Here is an 18,985-nt window from a genome sequence, read left to right as displayed (position 1 = left end):
TCAGAAAGTCCGAACATTATATTTAATGTTTATTTAAAACAGCCATGCTTGTTCAAGCCTGGCTGTTTTATTTTATTAAAAGAAGATATTAAAAATGACGAAGTAAGAGATCATTTACAAATCATCCATTCTGCCAACCTGGCGTGCCAGGCGCATGGATTCATTCTTTTCCATCGTCAATAAGGCCTCAAATAATTCCTTTGCTTCCGGTATCTCGGCTCTGTCGGACATTGTCTGGAAAAGGTCCATCACTTGACCATGAAAGGCCATGACTTCACGGGAGATACCCTGGAAGTCCATTTTGACATAGTGCTCATCACAGGTTTGATGCGTTTTTATGGTGTTGTGCTGTAAGTAATCATACACCCGGGTTTCCAGTGTATTCTGGGCGCTTTGATGCTCGAATTCATCAATAATGCTGGCCAGCTCAGCTTCGTGTGTCGCCAGATACTCCAATAGTGCCTTTGCTTGTTCTTGTTCGTGGCGTGTTGCGCACTGTGCCAGACAGTGAGCCAAGCTCTGGTGCAGGTCACGCGTCCAATCTATCAGTTCGCCAAACGTTTTAATTCCCATACGGGGTTACACTCCTTGGGTTTGTTGCGCTACACATTAAGTAAAGAGACTAGCAATAGCAAATTGCAAAGCCTGGACTCGAACTGACCTGTTCCCGCTTTAAATTGCAGATTTGATGCAGATCAGTTTGCTGCGCTGCGTCCATTTTCAAGACTAGCAGCCGACCACCCGAGAAACATCCATCTTACGGAATAGGCCAACAACACTGGCAAGACCAACCACTGGGCAAGTGGCATCAGGCCTGTGCTTGTAAGCGGAAGTTCTGGCATCAGCTCACTGTAACGCCAGCGCTGCCCGTCTCCGGTCGCCCAATATTCAAAAATAATCGTCACGATCAGTCCGAAACAGATATAACCTAACAGTGTCCGGCGATTCCAGTATTTTGCGACCCAGAACCAGTCTTTCGATAAGTATGCCGCCGCCGTGTAGGCGCTAAAGGCTATATTCGCGTCTCCGAGGGTCGCGCGCGTGCACAACCAGACCACATCCCAGTGGGGTGCTTCGGCCATACCAACGTAAAACGGTACTTGTAACATTTCCCAGAAAAAATGCAGAAAAAAGCTTATGCCCCATACCATCAGTGCGAGAACAGCTGCGGCACCTGGCTTGCGCGAAATATTCAGTAAAAACATGGTATCTCCAACAGGGCCAAGGGGTTCAGTTTACCTAACTCGTTGTTGTCGTTGCTATCAAACACAAGGCTTGGCGCAACACTCAGGGCGAACTTGTATAAGCAGGTCATGCGCTGTTTCATTGAGCTAGTATTATATCACGAATGGTATAGCCCGATTGCGGTATGGTGCACTAAGCGATGGGGTCTTTTGGAGCCGGAACCAAAACAATTACCATCAGCCCCATAACTGTGACTGCAATCCCGACAATTTCCACCAAACTAAACGTTTCATCAAAAAATAGAGCTCCAATAAGTAAACCGAAAACTGGTGTTAGAAAAGTAAATGGATTAAGTTTGCTCAAAGGTGCCCTGGCCAATAGGCCATACCAGAGCGCAACCATTAAAGCGGTTGCCGGCACTGCAAGTACAAAGACGGCCCCGCTAAATGACCATGTCCAGTCAATATCAAAGCCTTCACCCACCAGCAAAGACGCGACAAACAACAATATTGCACCCAGGATAAGCTGAATTCCCATCGGCCAAAACACATCGCCCTCATCGGCCTGAAGCTTTAACAGCACATTGCCGATCGCAGTTCCAATAGCACCACCGAGTACATACAGTGTACCTATGAATCGATCTGTTCCGAAGTCAAGCTCCGGTAAAGCAAGTATAACGACACCGAGAAAGCCGATGAACAGTCCCGAAGCCAGGCGGACAGTGATTGTTTCTCTGAGCACAAAAACCGACAAGATGGCAGCGAAAAGAGGTTGCGCATTCGCCAATACGGTTGCGCTTCCAGGCCCAACATCACCTGCTCCGAGAAACATACCACCCAGCCCCATACCGGTATAACTGAAGCCAATCAGCGCAAGCATTGCCAGGCGCCGAAATGAACAATGGAATTCGCGTTCCATTTTCATTCCTATGACAATTAAACATGCTCCGGCCAATGATGCTCGAAGAGAGGCAAACAGCAAGGGAGGTGCATCAGGCAGCCCAACACTGATGAAAGGAAAGCAGATAGCCCAAAGAATTGCGACAACCACCATTCCGACGATGGTTTGTAATGAAAGTGACTGGCTCGGTAACACGGCCAAATTCTATCCCCTTAGACTTTGGGCCTCCGAACAGGAGCATCGATAGGTAAAGGCCCTTTGCGACCGATGGTCAAAAACCTCCCAACCATTCGGATGACGTTATTGTAAGTTCAGTCGCTAAGTTTGACGTCTTAATTTTCGAAATCCGGGAAAGAAACGAGGCGTCCAGGTCACATAAGCCAGTCAGTCTGGGTCAATCTTTTTTATCAGTCTCGCGCTCATCGTGAACTTACAAACGCGCTTATGTCCAAATCAGCACAGGGAACATGGCCAGGGTCAACAATGCTGGCCACTGCAGCAGAAAAGCAAACATGATGAGTACAAAATCAGCGTGTTTGAGGGTGACGGATATGTTTATAATAATCTGCTGTAATCAACTGCCCTGCTCTCACCGATCATAATTCGATTCGACGCTAGTCATCTCGCGGCTGTGCACCCCTACCAGGCTGATCTACATGATGCTTATGGCTCCCATGACCACGGTGCATAAACATGTGCATTAGCGGGCATGCCAGGATTATAAGCCAGGGCAATGCGCCCAACAGCTGAGCTTTGTGCTCTCCCCAGAGCAGAACCAGTACTGCAACGGCAACGATTGCCAAAATGATTTTAAAACGCCGATCCATAACTGGTGCCTTTTGGTGAAAACACGACAATTCATTGCACGATGTTAGTGAGTTTCAACAGATATCTGATGGCCTATGCCGCTCAACCGAATTTCCTTGATTATTTGCAGTGATTTAGCGTCAAGGACCCAAAGCTTGCTTTCTGCACGACTGGTTACAAGTAGCTGGTCATCAACAGGGGATACAGCCAGGTGATAGGGCGCAGGGGACAAAGGCGCACTGTGGCGGGCGCCACTGGCAAGCTCAATACGAACAACGAGGTTACCTTCTTTACTGGTTGCGTAGAGTGTCTCGCCGTCGGCACTAAGCCCAACGCCGTGCGGCTCTTCACCAACTTCATACCTTGCCGCCACTATACCCTCGGAAAGTTCAAGTGCAGCAACCTCACCGGATATTCCATCCGTGATATAGAGTCGTTCGTTGTCGGGTGCAATCACCATATGTTCGGGACCACCATCAACCCGTAAATTCCGTTTAACGAACCAGTGCCGGGTGTCCACTTCACTAATCGTGCCATTACCGGTATTACTGACCAGGAGGGACTGTCCATTGTCAGACTCCACTACGTAGTTTGGCGCCGGCCCCGTTGCCACTGTTTCAACCAGATCTCCGGAATCCAGATCAACAACGCTGATACCACCGCCCATGGGATGAGTGGAAACAGCATAGCGACCGTCGGCTGTCACCATTACATGGTGCACGGGGCCCGGCACCTCAATTACGCGATCAATTAAGTTCGTGTTGGTGTCCACGAGATAGATTAAACCGGTGTTTGTATTCTCGCCAGCCGTGGCAGACTCATTACCGTGATGAACTGCGTGTTCATCTTCCGTTACGCTTTCCGGTCGAATTACCTCACTCTGGCTCTCGCGAGCGGTTAGGCTGCCTACAACCAAGTAACGTCCATCCGGCGTCAGTGCCGAGCCGTGGGTATTGATCGTTCCGGGAATAGTCGCCGTTACCTGATAATTTGCTAAATCAATTACGCCCACCGAGTCCGAAGTTCCCATAGGTACGAACGCCCGGCTACTGTCCGCAATAGCCGTCAGCGATAAACTCATAATGACACTGGCGGTAACGCCAACAAGCCATCGTTTTTGCAGCTGATGTTTCATAGAGTCACCTTTTGGATTTTAAAACTGCTGAACTATTTATTCACCTTCTGGCGAGATTTCCTAACGAGGGTGGCCACCGCAGTGCAGCCTAGCACGCGATGCTTAAGTAAACGTCAAAACAACTGGCTAACATGTATTTGTTTGACGTAGATCAAGGTTGAAACTACAGTCCGACCTGTTGAAGATAGCTCTAACCTGCATTTACAGGTCGAACAACTTACCTACGTGACGGGCTCCAAATGCAAGATGTGACCCAGGATAACCAACAAACAAACAACGCCCCCGCAGATCGGCTCAACCGACAGTGCTACTGCATCACTCTTGACCGAAAAGCGCTCAACGAAAGTCTCCAGAATCAATTCGTGGACGCAGGAAGCGAAGCATCAGGGTACCCCGACCCAAATCATTTTTTTTCAAACACACCGGTTTTTGTTCCCCGGGTCGACATAGCGACGATGGAGCGGATCGTTCAAGCAATCGAATCAGCCGCCGAACTTCCGCAATATCGGGAGCGTGTATTGTCCTGGGCTCCGGAAATCGCCAACTTCGACCCAGGCCCAATAGGGGCATTCATGGGTTATGACTTTCACCTGGGCGCCAACGGCCCTCAGCTGATCGAAATCAATACCAACGCTGGCGGTGCGTTCCTCAATGTGTTGCTGGCTCGGGCTCAGCATCTATGCTGTACTTCTTCTCAGCAGACCGCGGCGACCCACCAAGCACTGAATGGGTTCGAAGATGCGGTGTTCGATATGTTCACGCAGGAGTGGCAAACGCAGCAGGCGAACTCGATACCCCGTCGTCTCGCCATTGTGGATGATAATCCGAAAAGCCAATTTATGTTTCCCGAGTTCCTATTAGCTCAACAGCTACTGCAGGCCAGAGGGATTGAGACGCTGATACTCGACCCCTCGGAACTCGAGTATGCCAATAACGCATTAGTGGCCTATGGCAAACCCATAGACATGGTGTACAACCGTCTGGTGGACTTTGCATTTGACTCCTCATCCAACGCGGCACTGAGGCGTGCGTATCTTGATGAGGCTGTGGTGGTAACGCCCAATCCTCGTGCGCACGCCTTTCTGGCCGACAAACGGAACCTCGCCCTCCTTGCCGAGCCGCAAACCCTTCGTGACTGGGGGCTAAGTGATGCTGATGCCGACTTTCTGGAATCAGCCGTACCAAAGACCCGTCTGGTTTCACAAAACGACGCGGCGCAGCTGTGGAGTGATCGAAGTCACCTGTTTTTCAAACCGGTTGCTGGTCACGGCAGCAAGGGCGTCTACCGCGGCAAAAAAATAACCCGGGGCGTATTCGATAACATCCTGAAAGGTGGTTATATCGCACAGGAATTTGTTCCTGCCGGAGAACGAATCGTGAAAATTGACGATACCGTGACATCAAGAAAAGTCGATATTCGCCTTTACACCTATGCAGGAAAACTCTTGCTTACCGCTGCACGAGTATATCAGGGCCAGGCGACCAATTTTCGCACGCCCGGAGGAGGATTCGCGCCCGTCTTTCAAGTGTAAATGATTATTCTCTCAGTCTACACGTCGTCGTTTGTATCTTTGCGTGGCCTGAATTAACCGACTTTGCCGAACCAGCGATACAACGGCACGAACACGATGGCGAGATACCAGCCGTACAGATAAGCCTCCACCAGCCCAATCAGGAACCCTGACCATGTCAGCCATTCGAAGCCGGGGAGTAGAGGTGCCTAAGCCTCATACATGCGCATCTGCTCGGGAGCGAGCAGGCCGAAGCCCACGCACAGCAGATAAGTAATAGACAGTAGCAACGACAAACTGTTGCCCACCGGGCCGATGCGTAAAGAATGTGTGGCTGTATTCGGGTCGGTCATGTTCGAACTCCTCTTTCGATATTGCGCAGCGCACTCAGAGACTAGCGGATAGGTTGTCTAGCTGTCCAAGCAATGAGCGTGCTGCATGAGATAATGCTTCATGCTGGATCGTAATCGAAGGGAGATGGGTAGGTCGGACTTTTTCGGCGGTTAATCCAGATTTTTTTTGGAATATAGAATGCTAACACTGTGCTTTGCTGGGAAGTAACGGTACCCGCCAAGTTGTCGAGCTACCACTCCAAATTAGAATGTTGTGGATTCAAAATCTCGAGGTCTCCTTTAATCTGCAGATTTACGTACGGAATCTTTACCAGCAGTCTGGTACTCCAGAAACGGTCGATCTGGTTCACAACATTCAGTACTACTATTTCAGTCATAAAACCGTGAACCCCACGGTGTTGTCTCGAAAGCGCGGCAATTGAGCTTTGATGCCCGCACGATCGTAACTGTTTTCAACGCCTGAATCCGGCGAGGAAGCAGCCAACGCGCCCGCTTCAGCTGGTTCCTCACATCTCTTCTCTGAGGTATCCTCAGCCCACTGTTTTTTAGCGGATAGTGTCACTATGATTCACCCTCAATTCGATCCTGTCGCTCTGCATATCTGGGGGCCCATTCAAATCCAGTGGTATGGCCTGATGTATCTGGCTGGTTTTGTCGCCGGTCTCTATCTGGGACTCTGGCGAGCTCGCAAACAGGCCTGGCGTGGCTTTACACCGGAACAGGTACAGGATCTGCTGTTCTATATCGTTGTGGGTATCATTGTCGGTGGCCGCATGGGGTATGTCCTGTTCTACAATCTGGAGCAGTTTTTCCAGAATCCCCTCTACCTGCTCCGTATCTGGGAAGGTGGTATGAGCTTCCATGGTGGCTTTATCGGGGTCGCCCTAGCGGTAATTCTGTTTGCTCGCAAGACCGGTAAACCTATTTTTGCAGTTGGAGATTTTGTTGCACCGCTGGTACCACTGGGTATCTTTTTCGGACGTCTGGGAAATTTCATCAACGGCGAACTCTGGGGCCGACCCACCGATGTTTCCTGGGGCATGATCTTTCCGCAAGTAGACAGTCTGGTGCGTCATCCTTCCCAGTTGTATCAGATGGCCGGGGAAGGGCTCGGTCTATTTATCTTAATGTGGTGGTTCAGCCAGAAACCGAGGCCACATATGGCGGTGTCGGGTCTGTTTATGGTGGGTTATGGTGTTTTCCGCACCGCTGTCGAGTTTTTCCGTGAACCCGACGCTCATCTGGGTATTCGGGCGCTGGGGTTTCTGACCCAAGGCATGATACTGAGCATTCCGATGATTCTGGTGGGCGTGCTGATGCTGGCCTGGGCTTATCGCCGGGGCCAGATGAATATGCTCCCACCTGCAGTACCCAGCCCTGCCAAGAAAAAACGAACCGGTAAACCGGGTAAGGGCAAACGCACATGAGACAATATCAGAACTTGATACAAAGCATCCTGGACGAATGTACACGTAAGTCCGGCACCAGCATGATAAATACCTTTGAACACCTGATGCAGTTTGACCTTAATAGTGGGGTCCAAGTTGTTGCTTGCATGCGCCAGCACCTCCGGTCGATATCTCGATGATGTGGTGACCTATTGCCGCAGGATACGACAATTGTTATAAGGTATCATCAAATAAATTTCGGGGCATATTATGCGTCAATTCCTGTTTAAATCTTTTTCATCAGATTTTCGTTTGCGCCATGTGGTGGTTATCCTGCTTGCCTCTCTGCTAGTGTTTGCGTTCAGTCTGGTACACAGCCAGTGGGCGCCGCTGCACCGCTGGAATCGGGCCTTTGGTGATACTGCTTTGGTATTACTAGCGGTGGCCTTGTCATTGGGGCCTTTGGCCGTGCTGCTCAGGCGCACCCGGGGCTGGCTGGTCTGGCGCCGGGAGACCGCTATCTGGTCTGTGCTGCTGGCATTTATCCACACAATTATTGTCTTAGATGGCTGGGTGGACTGGAACCTGATCCGCTTGTTCGGGTTTGAGTACAGTCCGCAGTTTCAACGATACATCATGTTGCAGCACGGATTCGGACTGGCTAATGCTACAGGTATTCTGGCCTTGCTGTTTGGCTTGGTGCTGCTGCTGACCTCCAATGATATTTCAGTACGCCGTCTGACCCTTCCCGTCTGGCAGCACCTGCAACGAGGCGCTGTTGTTTTCTGGTGGCTCGTCCTAGTCCATTTGGCGTACTTTCTGTTTATTCATTTTCTTGATGTCCGGCGGCCTATGCTGGAACCGAACCCTCTGCAATGGTTCTTTGTGGTTCTGGCTTTAACTGTCGGCTTGCTTCGCAGTGCCGCTTTCGTTAGGCAATGGCGAAACAGCGTGCCAGTCAACCGCGGCCACCGGTGACTTGCCAGGATAGGCATGTTAGTTGATAGATCGGACGGGCACTATTATGACTAATTCCGTAAACTTAAAAATTTAGTTTAGGAAATTGTCTTTAATACACAAACCAAGGTCAGACTGACAGAAGGTAAAATGCTGTAAAGCGCTCAACCATCGATTGACAAAAACTTACCAAACTGGACAATCCATTCCTCCGGTTCAGGTTTTTAGCTGACTTTGATGCTAAGAATATGATATCGCCTTAGTGTTCGATAGCACTATGCCATGCAGGCACTTGGCGTTTTCATTCCTACTTTCACAGTACCAGTGTACAAGAACCTAGATAGTCGTTTCGCTCGATATCTTTTTAAATATGCTTGAGAAACAGTCTGCGTTGCAGTATGAATCCGGTTTCCGTTTACACCAATCACTACTTAAAGGCTTTTACATTTTAATGGGTTTTACATTGGTACATCAGGCTAGCAATGATCTTCCCCTCAACTTTGTGCTAGACGAAAATGCTTGGTAGCTATTCAGTCGCCGCGTCAAGATCAAACTCCCATAGATATAGCATCAGCCTAGGCTATTACCGGGATGAACAGGGGTGCTCTGTTACTGATATCCACTTAATAAATTGTGTTTTTTTGAATTGAGCACATTCGCTAGCTTTCAGTAGTCCAATCAAATTTTACTCAAAATTTTATATTTAGGAAATTGACCATGGTATTGAAAAAAGTAATCACATTAGTCACCATTTTCGCCTGTAGCACGACCACTTTGGTTTTGGCTAGTCCTGGCCATTCTGATGACACCAGTTCAGAAAGTAAGCCTACCTTCAGAGCTGGCCAGCCAGGAGAAAGCCAGTCTGTTGATAGGGTCATTCAGGTCGAGGCTTCTGACCTGATGCGCTTTACCTCGGAAAACTGGACCGTAACTCCGGGTGATACTATTCAATTTGTCGTTTCCAACACGGGCCAAATTCTGCATGAATTTGTCATAGATACCGTGAAAGGTAATGCCAGTCACCGGAAAACCATGAGAGAAACAATGGCAGGCGACAGCATGATGGTGCATGACGATCCTAATTCAGTCTCAGTTTTGCCTGGAGAGAGTGACGAACTGATCTGGACATTTTCTGAGTCTGGTAGCTTCGAAGCTGCTTGTAACATCCCAGGCCACTACCAAGCTGGAATGCGTGCTCAAGTTAGCGTGTTCAATGGCACGGTTGCTCACAATCCATAGCTGCTGCACCTCCCCTTCTGCTGGGGTTTGGCCAGCGTTGCTTCTCATACTCTGGTAGCTATTGCTGCCGGTTGCGTAGCGCTGGGTCATCGACTGACACACTTTTTGAGAGTAGTTCGAATCGGTTCGGTTTTTTTTTGGGTAAGCATTATGTATATCTGCTTGTCCAGCCAACCAGATAGGTCGAATATTGGTGTCTTAAAATTTGAAAATCGATTGATGACACGAACATTGGTATATATAGCGTGAGGACACAACTCCGGCGTTCGATGAGATCAAGTCACAGCCTGTCAGGATCTTGGTTTTTCTATGCCGTTTTGATCACCCTGTTGCTAGGTGCTTGGAGCCTGTCTGGCGTGCATAAGCTTGATATGGCTGGCCAATCGTGGAATTCTTTGCTGGAGATCGCTGCGCCTGAAAAAACATTGGTCGAATATCAAATTGGCCATCATCAATTGAAGTTTGGTCATAGCCACCCTACTGAAAATCTCTCTATCAACTCGCCCGACGCAGAACACCTTGCGCAACATGACGTGTGCGCCGATCATTGTATTAGCGTCTTTATATCTGTCGTCCGGCCCCTGGCGTCAATAAAGTTGCTTTCACCGACCGTGGAATCCTGTCTAGCGCACTGGCAAACATGGTATGCGGAACTTCCTCTGCAACCTCCAGAACAGTTGTCATTTGCCGTTCGAGTCTGAAACCTCATTTGCATTAATACTCTGGCTGAATCAAGCACCGCTGAGGTAAGCCTCTGTATTCTGCTATTTTTTACTCAAATTAAGTATTCTGGAAGCGAATATGACTGTTCAAACTGATTCAACTGTACAACAAAAAATTTCAGGTCGCATGGGCACTATTAAGTGGTTACCTGCATTTTTGCTAGCTACCCTGGCAGTCGTTACATTGGCACTGTCTGCTTGCTCCGTACCGATGCACAAAGGACAATCGGGTGATCAGGTCCGCAGCCACGATTCAATGCAGTCCATCCCAATGCACCAAGCAGGAATGACAGGTAGGAGCTCTGCCGATCCCTTTGCGGAGGTCAGTGCACGTATGATGCTGGACATGCACAGTAGCCCACCCAGTGGCGATGTCGATTACGATTTTGTTATCGGTATGATTCCACACCACCAGGGTGCAGTGGCTATGTCCAAGATTCTACTAGAATCTGGTCAGGCTGAGTCCGAACTGGCACTGCTGGCCAAAGAAATTATAGAGGCGCAAAGCGACGAAAAAATCTTCCTGGAGTCGTGGCTTAGCAAGAACCCTGAGCCCAAGCCGAATGAAGAAGCGGTTGAAATTATCCAAGCTTACCAGGCTTCTATGATGGGGATGATGGGTGGCATGGGCATGCACGATATCCGTGATGTAGACATTAACAACCGTTTTATTGAAGGCATGATTCCGCATCACCAGGCAGCCATCAAAATGGCAGAGGTGCTATTGAAATACAGCAACGACGCCGAATTGCGAAGCATGTCCCAGGCTGTTGTACGTGAACAGACCCGGGAAATCACTCAAATGCAGAACTGGTTAGACCAACAATAGTAGCTGTCCTGAAGTGTTAGCGTTCTTTTGATTGAGCACTTCGGGGCCCTTTGGAATTGGCGAGCAATCGCAAAGCAATAGCCAAACCCTCCTGCCACGGAAAAGGTTCAAACAGTATTTTAGCTGAAACGTTAGGCGTAAAGAGGGACCAGCCCAACGGGCACAAGCTTGCGCATCATTGATCCAATACGCACTTGTTTGGTAATCCATTTTTGATGCATAGATAGCGTTAGTCCGGCCATCTCGGGTGCAGACTGTCGATAATGTAAGGATGGGTATGCTGACGGCCAAACGTTGCGATGTGCGGATGACCGTTTGCCAGATCATCATGTAGATGAAGAAGTTCTGTGCGGTCGACAGAGGGCCAAAGCCTTATAGCTGGAATCAGCGCAACCAACGCAAGGCTGGCCAGCACCACCAGAGTAACCTGCATTCCAGCAACCGATCCAAGCCAACCGGCCAGCGGATACGCAACCAGCCAACCTGCATGGGACAAAGAGAACTGGGCGGCAAAGAGTGCTGGTCGATCTTCTCCATGGGATGATCGTATAAGTAGCCTGCCAATAGGGGTCTGCGCAGTAGAAAAGCCGACACCAAGCCAGAACCAGACCGGGAGCAGCCAACCCAGCGAGTTTACAGGTAGCGCAAGGACCAGCCCGGAAATCAGAATGCCCGCCCCTGTCAACATGACCCGACGATCCTGCCACCGTTTCAGCAAAGCCGGTAAAGCGAATGCCGCTAGCATTGACCCGCCACCAAAGGCCGCAAAAGCCATCGCTGTGTGCCGGTCAGTCAAGCCAAACTGGCCCTGAACCAATACCACACTGTTCACAATCACCATGGCGCCAGCCAGGCTAACGACAAGGTTAAATGCCATCAGCCCGCGCAAGCGAGGGGTTGCCACAAAGATCTTGAAACCGCGCCCGGCTCGTTCATAGATCCCACGAGGTTTCTCCGGTTTTGCACCCGACGGTAAAACCACAGAAACCACCAATAGCGCCGATGCAATGAAACCAATGACGGTTCCTGAAAACAGCCCTTGCCAACTTGTGACAAGCAGTATCACAGCCGCCAAAGCTGGGCTGAGGAGGTTCTCCATATCGTATGCGAGGCGGGAAAGCGACAAAGCTTGGGTATAATCGTCTTCATCCGCAAGCGTATCCGGAATGGTGGACTGAAAGGTGGGAGTGAACGCGGCGGAGGCGGACTGGAGTATAGCGATCAGCACATACACTTCCCATACTTCGCTAACAAAGGGCAAGGCGAGCGCCGTTACCGCACGCACCAGATCAAGCGACACCAGCAGCATTCGGCGGGGCACTCGCTCAGCCAGTGCCGAGGCCAGCGGTGCGATCAGCACGTAGGCGGTCATTTTGATCGCCATCGCAGTGCCCAGTATCTGACCGGCTTTGTTGCCCGCCAGGTCAAACGCCAGAAGACTCAGTGCGACGGTCGCCAAACCGGTCCCAATCAGAGCAACCACTTGAGCTAAGAACAGGTGTCGGTAGGTGCGATGTTTTAGAATCTGAAGCATGGTTCACAAACCGTCAAAGATAACGGGCAATGGCTTTGAACTCATCAACACGTCTTTTCTGATCAGGTTCCAATGGTCCAATCGAATCATCCAGGCAGTGCTCAATGTGGTCCTGAACCAACACCCGCTTTGCCTGTTGAATGGCTTTTTCCACGGCATGAAGCTGTTGCGCCAATTCCAGACAGGGCCGCCCGCCCTCAATCATCTTGAGTACGCTACCCAAATGACCTTGAGCCCGCTTCAGGCGTTTGATGATATCCGGATGTGAATCGTGCTTTTGATCATTTACCATTTTACTTCCTATCCCCCTGGGGAGGATGATAGGCTCTGCCCTGAAATTTAGCCAACAGCGAACCAGCGAACTGCCACCTATGATTTCGGCCATCCACCGCAAAAAAATGATTGCACCTGTTGTCCTGCTGATTGCCCTGGTCGGCATGACGCTCTCGTTCGTCGGTGAGACGTCGTCTCATGGTCTCGCCGAGCTGAGCGAGTCTATATTGATAGATCATAGTGATCACTCACACAGTCACGATGATTTTGACGAGAACGCCGGTAATCATCCGCATCATGACGCCGGTAATCATAGCCACGAAACCGAGGGTCAGCAGAAGTTCCGCCTCATCGGTAACTATTCGATCTCACTCCGGCAGCTTATTCCCTATGCCGGAGACTCTCCCCGCAGTTTTCGTTACCGGCTCGACCGTCCACCCAAAGCCTCCTTGATTGTTTAAGCCACGCTGCACTGCAGCTTTTTAAACGAAAAATTGGAGTCATTATGTTGTCAACTTTGTCGGGCGGTCGTGGGCGCGCAAACACGGCCGCTGGCGATCGTCGCTTAATTTGGATATTCCTGACACTGGGTTTGCTTGTAATCAGCCCGGATCTTTTGGCCCATGCCATTGCTCAGGGTGACAAGGGATACATTCAGGAAACAACCGGGGTGAACCTCATTGCGTTCATGTATCTGGGGGCCAAGCACATGGTCACCGGTTACGACCATCTTCTGTTTCTGCTGGGTGTCGTCTTCTTCCTTTACCGAATGCAGCATATCGCAATCTACGTAAGTCTTTTTGCGCTGGGGCATTCCACTACCATGCTGCTGGGCGTGTACTTCAACGTGGGCATTAACAGCTATCTCATCGACGCCATCATTGGCTTATCGGTGGTTTACAAAGCACTGGATAACGTGGGCGCTTATCAGCGCTGGTTTGGCTTTCAGCCCAACACCAAAGCCGCAACCCTGATCTTCGGTTTCTTTCATGGCTTTGGCCTGTCCACGAAGATCATTGAGTACGAAATCTCCCCGGATGGACTGATACCGAACCTGCTCGCGTTCAATGTGGGTGTGGAAATTGGACAGCTTCTGGCATTGGCGATGATCCTCATCGTCATGAGCTACTGGCGTAAAACCGATGGCTTTTTGCGCCATGCCTATACCACCAATGTGGCCATGATGAGTACAGGTTTCGTGCTCATCGGTTATCAGCTCACCGGTTATTTTGTTGCTTAATTCTGGAGACTTTTTATGTACAACACTGATTTACCCTCACGTAACGACTTACCCAGTTCCGCGCAACTGCTTCGCTCCACCCTCGTCGCTGCCGTTGTCGCAGTCGTGCTTCTGGTGACCATAGTAATGCCCGCAGAGTATGCCATAGACCCGACCGGCGCTGGCCGACTACTCGGCTTGACGGAAATGGGAGAAATTAAGGAGCAACTCGCCGAAGAAGCCGCCGCCGACGAAGCCGCCCAACTGGTGTCAATACAATCGTTCGGCGGGGAGAGCGCAACACAGCCCACTGAACCACCGTCCCAGACAGCTGCACTGCCTGAACCTTCAGCCCAGCCAAAAGCAGTCGAACCCGCCCTGGCTCCAGCTGCTGAACCTGAATGGCAGGATCAGGTGCGAGTCGTCCTGGCCCCGGGGGAAGGTGCTGAGTTCAAACTCACTATGGAAGAAGGTGCCGTGGCTCGCTTTTCCTGGGTATCCGTAAGTGGCCCCATCAATTACGATACCCACGGTGACGGCAATGGTCAGTCTATCTCTTACGAGAAGGGCCGTGATGTTTTGGAAAACGAGGGCGAGCTGAGGGCTGCATTCACAGGCAACCACGGCTGGTTCTTTCGCAACCGGAACAGTACCGACATCACGCTGGTGCTTCGTACCTATGGTGACTATGGTGAGCTGAAGAGGGCGATGTGATGGAAGTAGCCTGAGCAATCGCTGTCAGGACCGGGCCTATCGATCTTAGATTGGCTCGGTCGGACATCAGACCTCGACTCAAGTAGCAAATATCAAATTTAAGTAAAAAATATTTTAGAGTTTGCAAAATCGACGACTGGTAAGTCGTTGATTTTCGTGTGTTGAAAAAGGTAGGAAGCCTTTTTCAACAACCTGCCAAGTATCCCGCCGTATTTAACTAAACAACCTCAAACCAGGTCATCATTCCTGTGGCTTGGTGATCAATCATGTGGCAATGGATGAGCCATTTACCGGGACTGCCGGCCAATAACCGGACGGACCTTTTCTGACCTTGCGGCATTGTTAGGCTATCCTGCCAGCGGCCATCGGCCCACACATGATGTCCATGCCAATGCAAGGTGTGTGGAAAGGCGGTGCGGTTGTCGAGTTGAAGCTCAATCGACTCTCCCTGACGGGCTCGAAAAAGGGGTTCTTTGGGCATTCCGGTCTGGCCACTGATTGCCCAGAATTGGCCTTGCGACGCCAACTCCGGGAAGCTGTACCTCTCGCCCTGATATTGAGCGGTCTGCAACTGCCCCATCGCACCTCCCTCGAGAAGCACAGGAACCTTTTGACTGACACCAACAGGCAATTGAGGCATTGGATTTCCCGGCAATGCCATTGCACCCGGGTAAGAAGGAATATATGCCTTCTCTCCCTGACTGACCTCAACCTCTGCAACGACTAAAGAAGCTCCCCCGGAGACTTCCAATAGTCGACCTGAATCACGCGCTAGCCAACCGATATCCCATCGTTCACCGGGTCCCAGAATGAACATCTCAGGCATCGGTTCAGGAATGGAGAGGGGTTGCCCATCTTTTGCGAGCCACAGAGCACCGGGAAACTCCGCACGCAATTGTAAAATGCGATTGGTCGCGCTGTTTATCAGGCGCAATCTGACCCGGTCTCCGGCTTTAGCCTGGCCGAGCCAAGGTCCACGCTGGTGGTTGATCGTTAGAAAAGTACCCAGTTGGCCAGCGTGTGACTGATTATGTCGGTTAGTAAACTCCGAATCTATGCGACCGTTTGTATTCAGGTTCCAGTCATCAATCAGCAGTGGCCAGTCCCGCTCAAACAGGGGTTCGTCATTACCCGTGACGACCAAAGCTCCGTAGAGCCCCCGCGCTAACTGTTCAATGGTATTGTGATGGCTATGGAACCAGAAAGTACCAGCATCCGGTGACATGATTTCGTAATCAAAAGACGCACCTGCTGCTATGGGCTCCTGCGTAAGGCCTGACACACCATCCATGGCGTTGGCCACACGCAATCCGTGCCAATGGACTGTTGTCGGTACCTGCAAATGGTTGGTGACTCGTATGAGTTGAGTGACCCCTTGTTGCATTCTCAACATTGGCTGGTTGTATTTCCAGATGGGTGTTGGTACCTCCAGCCATGAAGCTGTCGTTTCCCTGGCCTGCAAGCTGATCATCGGCAGTTCCGGCTGATTGGCCCACAGTGGCCAAGGCAGCAAGGAGGCTGCTGTCAGCTGGGTGGTAGCCTTAATCCACTGTCGTCGTGTCAAATTCATAAGGACAGCCCTCTGTTACCCCAAACTACCCGCCGCCGGAAACACCCTCAGCATCCAGGAGGCTATGCGACTCATTACCCCTGTCATTACCAGCCAACCCATAATCATGATTAATACTCCTGCCAGCCGATGTAGCCATTTAGCGAAACGAGTCCATCCTGATAGGCGCCCCTGTAGAAATTCCAGGAACAACGCCGCTAACAGAAAAGGAACAGCCAGCCCTAAGGAATAAAACAACAACAGCAACATACCTCCCTGCGCTTGAGAGCCCAGAGACGACAGCGCCAAAATTGACCCCAGAATCGGGCCGATGCAAGGCGTCCATCCAAAAGCAAATACCAGGCCAAATCCAAAAGCCGCCAATGGCGTGCCGCCTTCTTTTATGACCATAAGACTGCGGGTGTCCCGTTGCAGCCAAGGCAAAGGCACGAGTCCGGTCATGAATGCCCCGAACAGAATCATGAGTCCCCCACCGATCCAGGCTGCTTCTTGTTGATACTGGCGAAATAATTGTCCCAAAGCGCTACTGCCTGCACCAAGCGCAACAAAAACGAGCGTGAAACCGAGGATAAACATGACACTCAACACGAGCCGCCACACCCGGTCACCCTGACCTGCCTGGCCACCGATAAAGGACATGTAACCCGGAACAAGCGGCAGGGTGCAAGGCGAAAAAAAAGACACCAAACCGCCGACGAAAGCGGTTAAAAGCCCAATACTTTCCAATCCACTCATAGGTGAGAACCATTTTCACTGCCTGGCCGCTCATTGAACGCAAGGCAATACAGCAGGCCTGAGTTGAGTAACGGTACTCGTGCTAACAAACTAAGAATGCCTGGAAATCCTAGACTTTTATCGATTCGCCACAACAGGATGACCACTAATGCCGCGATCAGCGGCGACCATAGCCAGTGCATTGCCAAAATCACATCAAACATCAAATTTTAATCACCTTTGTAAGATTCGAGGTCGCAAGTTTGAACGCGGCTCGATAAGTCGGATTACCTCATCCGATGCGCTTCGGTCCCGATGCCATTGTTTACCTGAACCTCGCGAATAAAGGCCAAGATATAGGTCATATCAGAAAAGCCAATATTACGTTGAGGAGGCATGTTTCCAAACGACCAGTGGTGCTGCGCTACACCCTGGGTAACGGCGCGGTAGAAAGCCTTGTTGGAATGGTGTCCTGGGTTATAGATGGAATGGATCAACGGGGGCCCGGCATCTGACCCCTCTGCATTGAGACCGTGGCAGCTCGCGCACGTCTGATTGAAAACCTGCTGCCCAGTTCGGGCATTTTCCGACAACCCTTCAACATCCACATTGACATGATTCGGCCTATCGTCGGCTAAGCTTACCGGAGCGATAAACATGGCCATCATGCCCAGAATAGGGCACAGGTAGCGTGCGCTCCAGAAACGATTATGAGCTATAGCTTTTGCTGACATATCGCTAAGCCTCCAACGTAGTGGATCGTTTCGGACGGGACATGCTGTCAGGCTCTTGTTCGTGACCGTGGCATGCTTTATTTCCCATCATCTTCATCATCAGCAAATGCGTTGCCATGCATGGAAGCAACAGCAACCAGGAGGTCGTCGATGACCAACCGACGAGGAGTATCGTAACCAGCGGTATCGCACAAGCAGCGACGCAAAGTATCATCATTGATTTATGTTTGAGTCGATCCAACAGTGATCTCATGAGTAACCTCAGTAGGTATTTCAATCTGTAACTATAATGGCGTTCAGACAAGGAGTAGCCAGCGCGATAAACCAGTAGGCGCGTATATACGTTTAGAGCATTTGTCTGAGCGAGATAAAAACCAAAGAGAACTGGGGTCAGAGGCTTGGAGGACGTTCTAGTGAACTATGATAGCCCGTGTGAAGTGAAAGTATGAGCAGACGGTTGTCGCAACTGCTTGTCTGCGGGGAGCAATCAATCATAATTGACAATGCCGGGGACAATAAAGATGAACCACAAGCCATGCCACCACAGTGAGAATGAGACTGACTAGCGGACTCAACCATGTCACAGTCTTCAGCGTCATGGGCGGGGCACGATATCTCTGGGAAGCCTGACCAGTCAGACATTTTTTCTGCCAAAGCCGACGATCCCCCTGGCCACTGGAAAATGACCAGCAGCACAACAAGGATGTATCGAATTTTGACGGACACTTTCATAGTGAAACACAGTAATTGATCCAGTCGGAAGAATACTCGGGGCACTTCTGGAATGCCAGTCATAGACAGAGTTTTTACCGACAGACTCCAGTGCTGGTTTCGGGCCAAGGAGCGCTTAGAGAATGTGCCAGATATCCCGAGACTGTAACTAAATCTGTGTAACTGCCTATTATTAACCCAATGGTTGGGTGAGGATGGGCAGACTATGAACAAGAAAGAGCTACAGGCAATCGCTCAAGCGGCTGCCAAGAATATCAAGACAGAGGATGACCTCAACGAGTTCAGGCAAATGCTGACCAAAATAACGGTCGAGACGGCCCTGAATGCTGAGCTGGATGATCATCTGGGCTTTGCCAGGCATGAGCAATCCGACACGGGCAACAGCCGCAACGGTCATTCCAGTAAAACCCTCCAGACCGAGGCTGGCCAGTTTGAGCTGGATACGCCTCGCGATCGGGGTGGTAGCTTC

Annotated in this window: 21 protein-coding genes; 10 read left to right on the top strand and 11 right to left on the bottom strand. The window is 50.5% G+C overall.

Features of this window, described 5'->3' with window-relative positions:
- Positions 1–114: 114 nt before the first annotated feature.
- From G565_RS0117090 to G565_RS0117070, 5 genes are all read right to left on the bottom strand, one after another.
- A complete protein-coding gene (locus tag G565_RS0117090; RefSeq protein WP_028671968.1) occupies positions 115–573 on the bottom strand; it encodes a hypothetical protein in 459 nt (152 codons plus the stop codon).
- 122 nt (positions 574–695) lie between these two features.
- Positions 696–1,205 carry a hypothetical protein gene (locus G565_RS24670; RefSeq protein ID WP_051208169.1) on the bottom strand — a complete coding sequence of 170 codons (510 nt, stop codon included), beginning with the start codon at positions 1,203–1,205 and terminating at the stop codon, positions 696–698.
- A gap of 172 nt (positions 1,206–1,377) precedes the next feature.
- The gene (locus tag G565_RS24665) at positions 1,378–2,280 is read right to left on the bottom strand and encodes a DMT family transporter (RefSeq protein WP_245584209.1); all 903 of its coding nucleotides are present in this window, start codon (positions 2,278–2,280) and stop codon (positions 1,378–1,380) included.
- Positions 2,281–2,699: 419 nt separating this feature from the next.
- Positions 2,700–2,912, bottom strand: coding sequence for a DUF2933 domain-containing protein (locus G565_RS24660; protein WP_037339982.1), 213 nt, complete (start codon positions 2,910–2,912; stop codon positions 2,700–2,702).
- A 44-nt stretch (positions 2,913–2,956) separates the two neighbouring features.
- Positions 2,957–4,027 (bottom strand): YncE family protein, encoded by a 1,071-nt coding sequence (locus G565_RS0117070; RefSeq protein ID WP_028671967.1) that lies wholly within the window; start codon positions 4,025–4,027, stop codon positions 2,957–2,959.
- A gap of 239 nt (positions 4,028–4,266) precedes the next feature.
- Between G565_RS0117070 and G565_RS0117065 the strand changes: the two genes are divergently transcribed.
- Positions 4,267–5,559: an ATP-grasp domain-containing protein gene (locus G565_RS0117065; protein WP_028671966.1), complete on the top strand. Its 1,293-nt coding sequence runs from the start codon at positions 4,267–4,269 to the stop codon at positions 5,557–5,559.
- Between the two features lie 188 nt (positions 5,560–5,747).
- Here G565_RS0117065 and G565_RS27275 read toward each other — a convergent pair whose 3' ends face one another.
- Positions 5,748–5,891 (bottom strand): hypothetical protein, encoded by a 144-nt coding sequence (locus G565_RS27275; protein ID WP_211227206.1) that lies wholly within the window; start codon positions 5,889–5,891, stop codon positions 5,748–5,750.
- 563 nt (positions 5,892–6,454) lie between these two features.
- Here G565_RS27275 and lgt point away from each other — a divergent pair.
- The 5 genes from lgt (at position 6,455) to G565_RS24650 (ending at position 11,026) form a co-directional block, all read left to right on the top strand.
- Positions 6,455–7,318: a prolipoprotein diacylglyceryl transferase gene (gene lgt, locus G565_RS0117055; protein WP_028671965.1), complete on the top strand. Its 864-nt coding sequence runs from the start codon at positions 6,455–6,457 to the stop codon at positions 7,316–7,318.
- A gap of 231 nt (positions 7,319–7,549) precedes the next feature.
- Positions 7,550–8,257 carry a ferric reductase-like transmembrane domain-containing protein gene (locus tag G565_RS0117045; RefSeq protein ID WP_051208167.1) on the top strand — a complete coding sequence of 236 codons (708 nt, stop codon included), beginning with the start codon at positions 7,550–7,552 and terminating at the stop codon, positions 8,255–8,257.
- A 696-nt stretch (positions 8,258–8,953) separates the two neighbouring features.
- Entirely contained in the window at positions 8,954–9,475 is a 522-nt protein-coding gene (locus tag G565_RS0117040; RefSeq protein ID WP_051208166.1) for a cupredoxin domain-containing protein, read from the top strand.
- Positions 9,476–9,744: 269 nt separating this feature from the next.
- The gene (locus G565_RS26865) at positions 9,745–10,176 is read left to right on the top strand and encodes a hypothetical protein (protein WP_157600129.1); all 432 of its coding nucleotides are present in this window, start codon (positions 9,745–9,747) and stop codon (positions 10,174–10,176) included.
- Between the two features lie 100 nt (positions 10,177–10,276).
- Entirely contained in the window at positions 10,277–11,026 is a 750-nt protein-coding gene (locus G565_RS24650; protein WP_084649440.1) for a DUF305 domain-containing protein, read from the top strand.
- A gap of 229 nt (positions 11,027–11,255) precedes the next feature.
- On the opposite strand, the gene G565_RS0117025 is transcribed toward G565_RS24650, so the two are convergent.
- A complete protein-coding gene (locus tag G565_RS0117025; RefSeq protein WP_028671961.1) occupies positions 11,256–12,560 on the bottom strand; it encodes an MFS transporter in 1,305 nt (434 codons plus the stop codon).
- Positions 12,561–12,573: 13 nt separating this feature from the next.
- Complete coding sequence (locus G565_RS0117020; RefSeq protein ID WP_028671960.1) at positions 12,574–12,852, bottom strand: metal-sensing transcriptional repressor; 279 nt, start codon at positions 12,850–12,852, stop codon at positions 12,574–12,576.
- A gap of 79 nt (positions 12,853–12,931) precedes the next feature.
- Between G565_RS0117020 and G565_RS0117015 the strand changes: the two genes are divergently transcribed.
- The 3 genes from G565_RS0117015 to G565_RS0117005 are packed head-to-tail and all read left to right on the top strand — an operon-like array spanning position 12,932 to position 14,766.
- Complete coding sequence (locus tag G565_RS0117015; RefSeq protein ID WP_028671959.1) at positions 12,932–13,294, top strand: hypothetical protein; 363 nt, start codon at positions 12,932–12,934, stop codon at positions 13,292–13,294.
- 44 nt (positions 13,295–13,338) lie between these two features.
- Positions 13,339–14,073 (top strand): HupE/UreJ family protein, encoded by a 735-nt coding sequence (locus G565_RS0117010; RefSeq protein ID WP_028671958.1) that lies wholly within the window; start codon positions 13,339–13,341, stop codon positions 14,071–14,073.
- A 15-nt stretch (positions 14,074–14,088) separates the two neighbouring features.
- The gene (locus G565_RS0117005) at positions 14,089–14,766 is read left to right on the top strand and encodes a hypothetical protein (protein ID WP_028671957.1); all 678 of its coding nucleotides are present in this window, start codon (positions 14,089–14,091) and stop codon (positions 14,764–14,766) included.
- Positions 14,767–14,983: 217 nt separating this feature from the next.
- On the opposite strand, the gene G565_RS0117000 is transcribed toward G565_RS0117005, so the two are convergent.
- The 3 genes from G565_RS0117000 to G565_RS0116990 all read right to left on the bottom strand — a co-directional run bounded on the left by G565_RS0117000 (position 14,984) and on the right by G565_RS0116990 (position 17,784).
- The gene (locus G565_RS0117000; protein WP_028671956.1) at positions 14,984–16,336 is read right to left on the bottom strand and encodes a multicopper oxidase family protein; all 1,353 of its coding nucleotides are present in this window, start codon (positions 16,334–16,336) and stop codon (positions 14,984–14,986) included.
- Positions 16,337–16,351: 15 nt separating this feature from the next.
- Entirely contained in the window at positions 16,352–17,071 is a 720-nt protein-coding gene (locus G565_RS0116995) for a cytochrome c biogenesis CcdA family protein (RefSeq protein ID WP_028671955.1), read from the bottom strand.
- A 266-nt stretch (positions 17,072–17,337) separates the two neighbouring features.
- Positions 17,338–17,784 carry a c-type cytochrome gene (locus G565_RS0116990; protein WP_084649438.1) on the bottom strand — a complete coding sequence of 149 codons (447 nt, stop codon included), beginning with the start codon at positions 17,782–17,784 and terminating at the stop codon, positions 17,338–17,340.
- Positions 17,785–18,721: 937 nt separating this feature from the next.
- On the opposite strand from G565_RS0116990, the gene G565_RS0116985 reads away from it, so the two are divergent.
- Positions 18,722–18,985, top strand: a 264-nt coding sequence (locus tag G565_RS0116985) for a transposase (protein ID WP_028671953.1), incomplete at its 3' end; no start/stop codon positions are given.

Origin of the sequence: Saccharospirillum impatiens DSM 12546, from assembly GCF_000423605.1 — a bacterium.
GTDB lineage: Bacteria > Pseudomonadota > Gammaproteobacteria > Pseudomonadales > Natronospirillaceae > Saccharospirillum > Saccharospirillum impatiens.
The sequence above is the reverse complement of the archived record's forward strand: the minus strand, read 5'-3'. Positions and strand labels throughout refer to the sequence as shown.

Coding starts and splice junctions, on each gene's coding strand:
- G565_RS0117090 (WP_028671968.1), bottom strand. CDS start 573: ATGGGAATTAAAACGTTTGGCGAACTGATAGATTGGACGCGTGACCTG.
- G565_RS24670 (WP_051208169.1), bottom strand. CDS start 1,205: ATGTTTTTACTGAATATTTCGCGCAAGCCAGGTGCCGCAGCTGTTCTC.
- G565_RS24660 (WP_037339982.1), bottom strand. CDS start 2,912: ATGGATCGGCGTTTTAAAATCATTTTGGCAATCGTTGCCGTTGCAGTA.
- G565_RS0117070 (WP_028671967.1), bottom strand. CDS start 4,027: ATGAAACATCAGCTGCAAAAACGATGGCTTGTTGGCGTTACCGCCAGT.
- G565_RS0117065 (WP_028671966.1), top strand. CDS start 4,267: ATGCAAGATGTGACCCAGGATAACCAACAAACAAACAACGCCCCCGCA.
- G565_RS27275 (WP_211227206.1), bottom strand. CDS start 5,891: ATGACCGACCCGAATACAGCCACACATTCTTTACGCATCGGCCCGGTG.
- lgt (WP_028671965.1), top strand. CDS start 6,455: ATGATTCACCCTCAATTCGATCCTGTCGCTCTGCATATCTGGGGGCCC.
- G565_RS0117045 (WP_051208167.1), top strand. CDS start 7,550: ATGCGTCAATTCCTGTTTAAATCTTTTTCATCAGATTTTCGTTTGCGC.
- G565_RS0117040 (WP_051208166.1), top strand. CDS start 8,954: ATGGTATTGAAAAAAGTAATCACATTAGTCACCATTTTCGCCTGTAGC.
- G565_RS26865 (WP_157600129.1), top strand. CDS start 9,745: ATGAGATCAAGTCACAGCCTGTCAGGATCTTGGTTTTTCTATGCCGTT.
- G565_RS24650 (WP_084649440.1), top strand. CDS start 10,277: ATGACTGTTCAAACTGATTCAACTGTACAACAAAAAATTTCAGGTCGC.
- G565_RS0117025 (WP_028671961.1), bottom strand. CDS start 12,560: ATGCTTCAGATTCTAAAACATCGCACCTACCGACACCTGTTCTTAGCT.
- G565_RS0117020 (WP_028671960.1), bottom strand. CDS start 12,852: ATGGTAAATGATCAAAAGCACGATTCACATCCGGATATCATCAAACGC.
- G565_RS0117015 (WP_028671959.1), top strand. CDS start 12,932: ATGATTTCGGCCATCCACCGCAAAAAAATGATTGCACCTGTTGTCCTG.
- G565_RS0117010 (WP_028671958.1), top strand. CDS start 13,339: ATGTTGTCAACTTTGTCGGGCGGTCGTGGGCGCGCAAACACGGCCGCT.
- G565_RS0117005 (WP_028671957.1), top strand. CDS start 14,089: ATGTACAACACTGATTTACCCTCACGTAACGACTTACCCAGTTCCGCG.
- G565_RS0117000 (WP_028671956.1), bottom strand. CDS start 16,336: ATGAATTTGACACGACGACAGTGGATTAAGGCTACCACCCAGCTGACA.
- G565_RS0116995 (WP_028671955.1), bottom strand. CDS start 17,071: ATGAGTGGATTGGAAAGTATTGGGCTTTTAACCGCTTTCGTCGGCGGT.
- G565_RS0116990 (WP_084649438.1), bottom strand. CDS start 17,784: ATGTCAGCAAAAGCTATAGCTCATAATCGTTTCTGGAGCGCACGCTAC.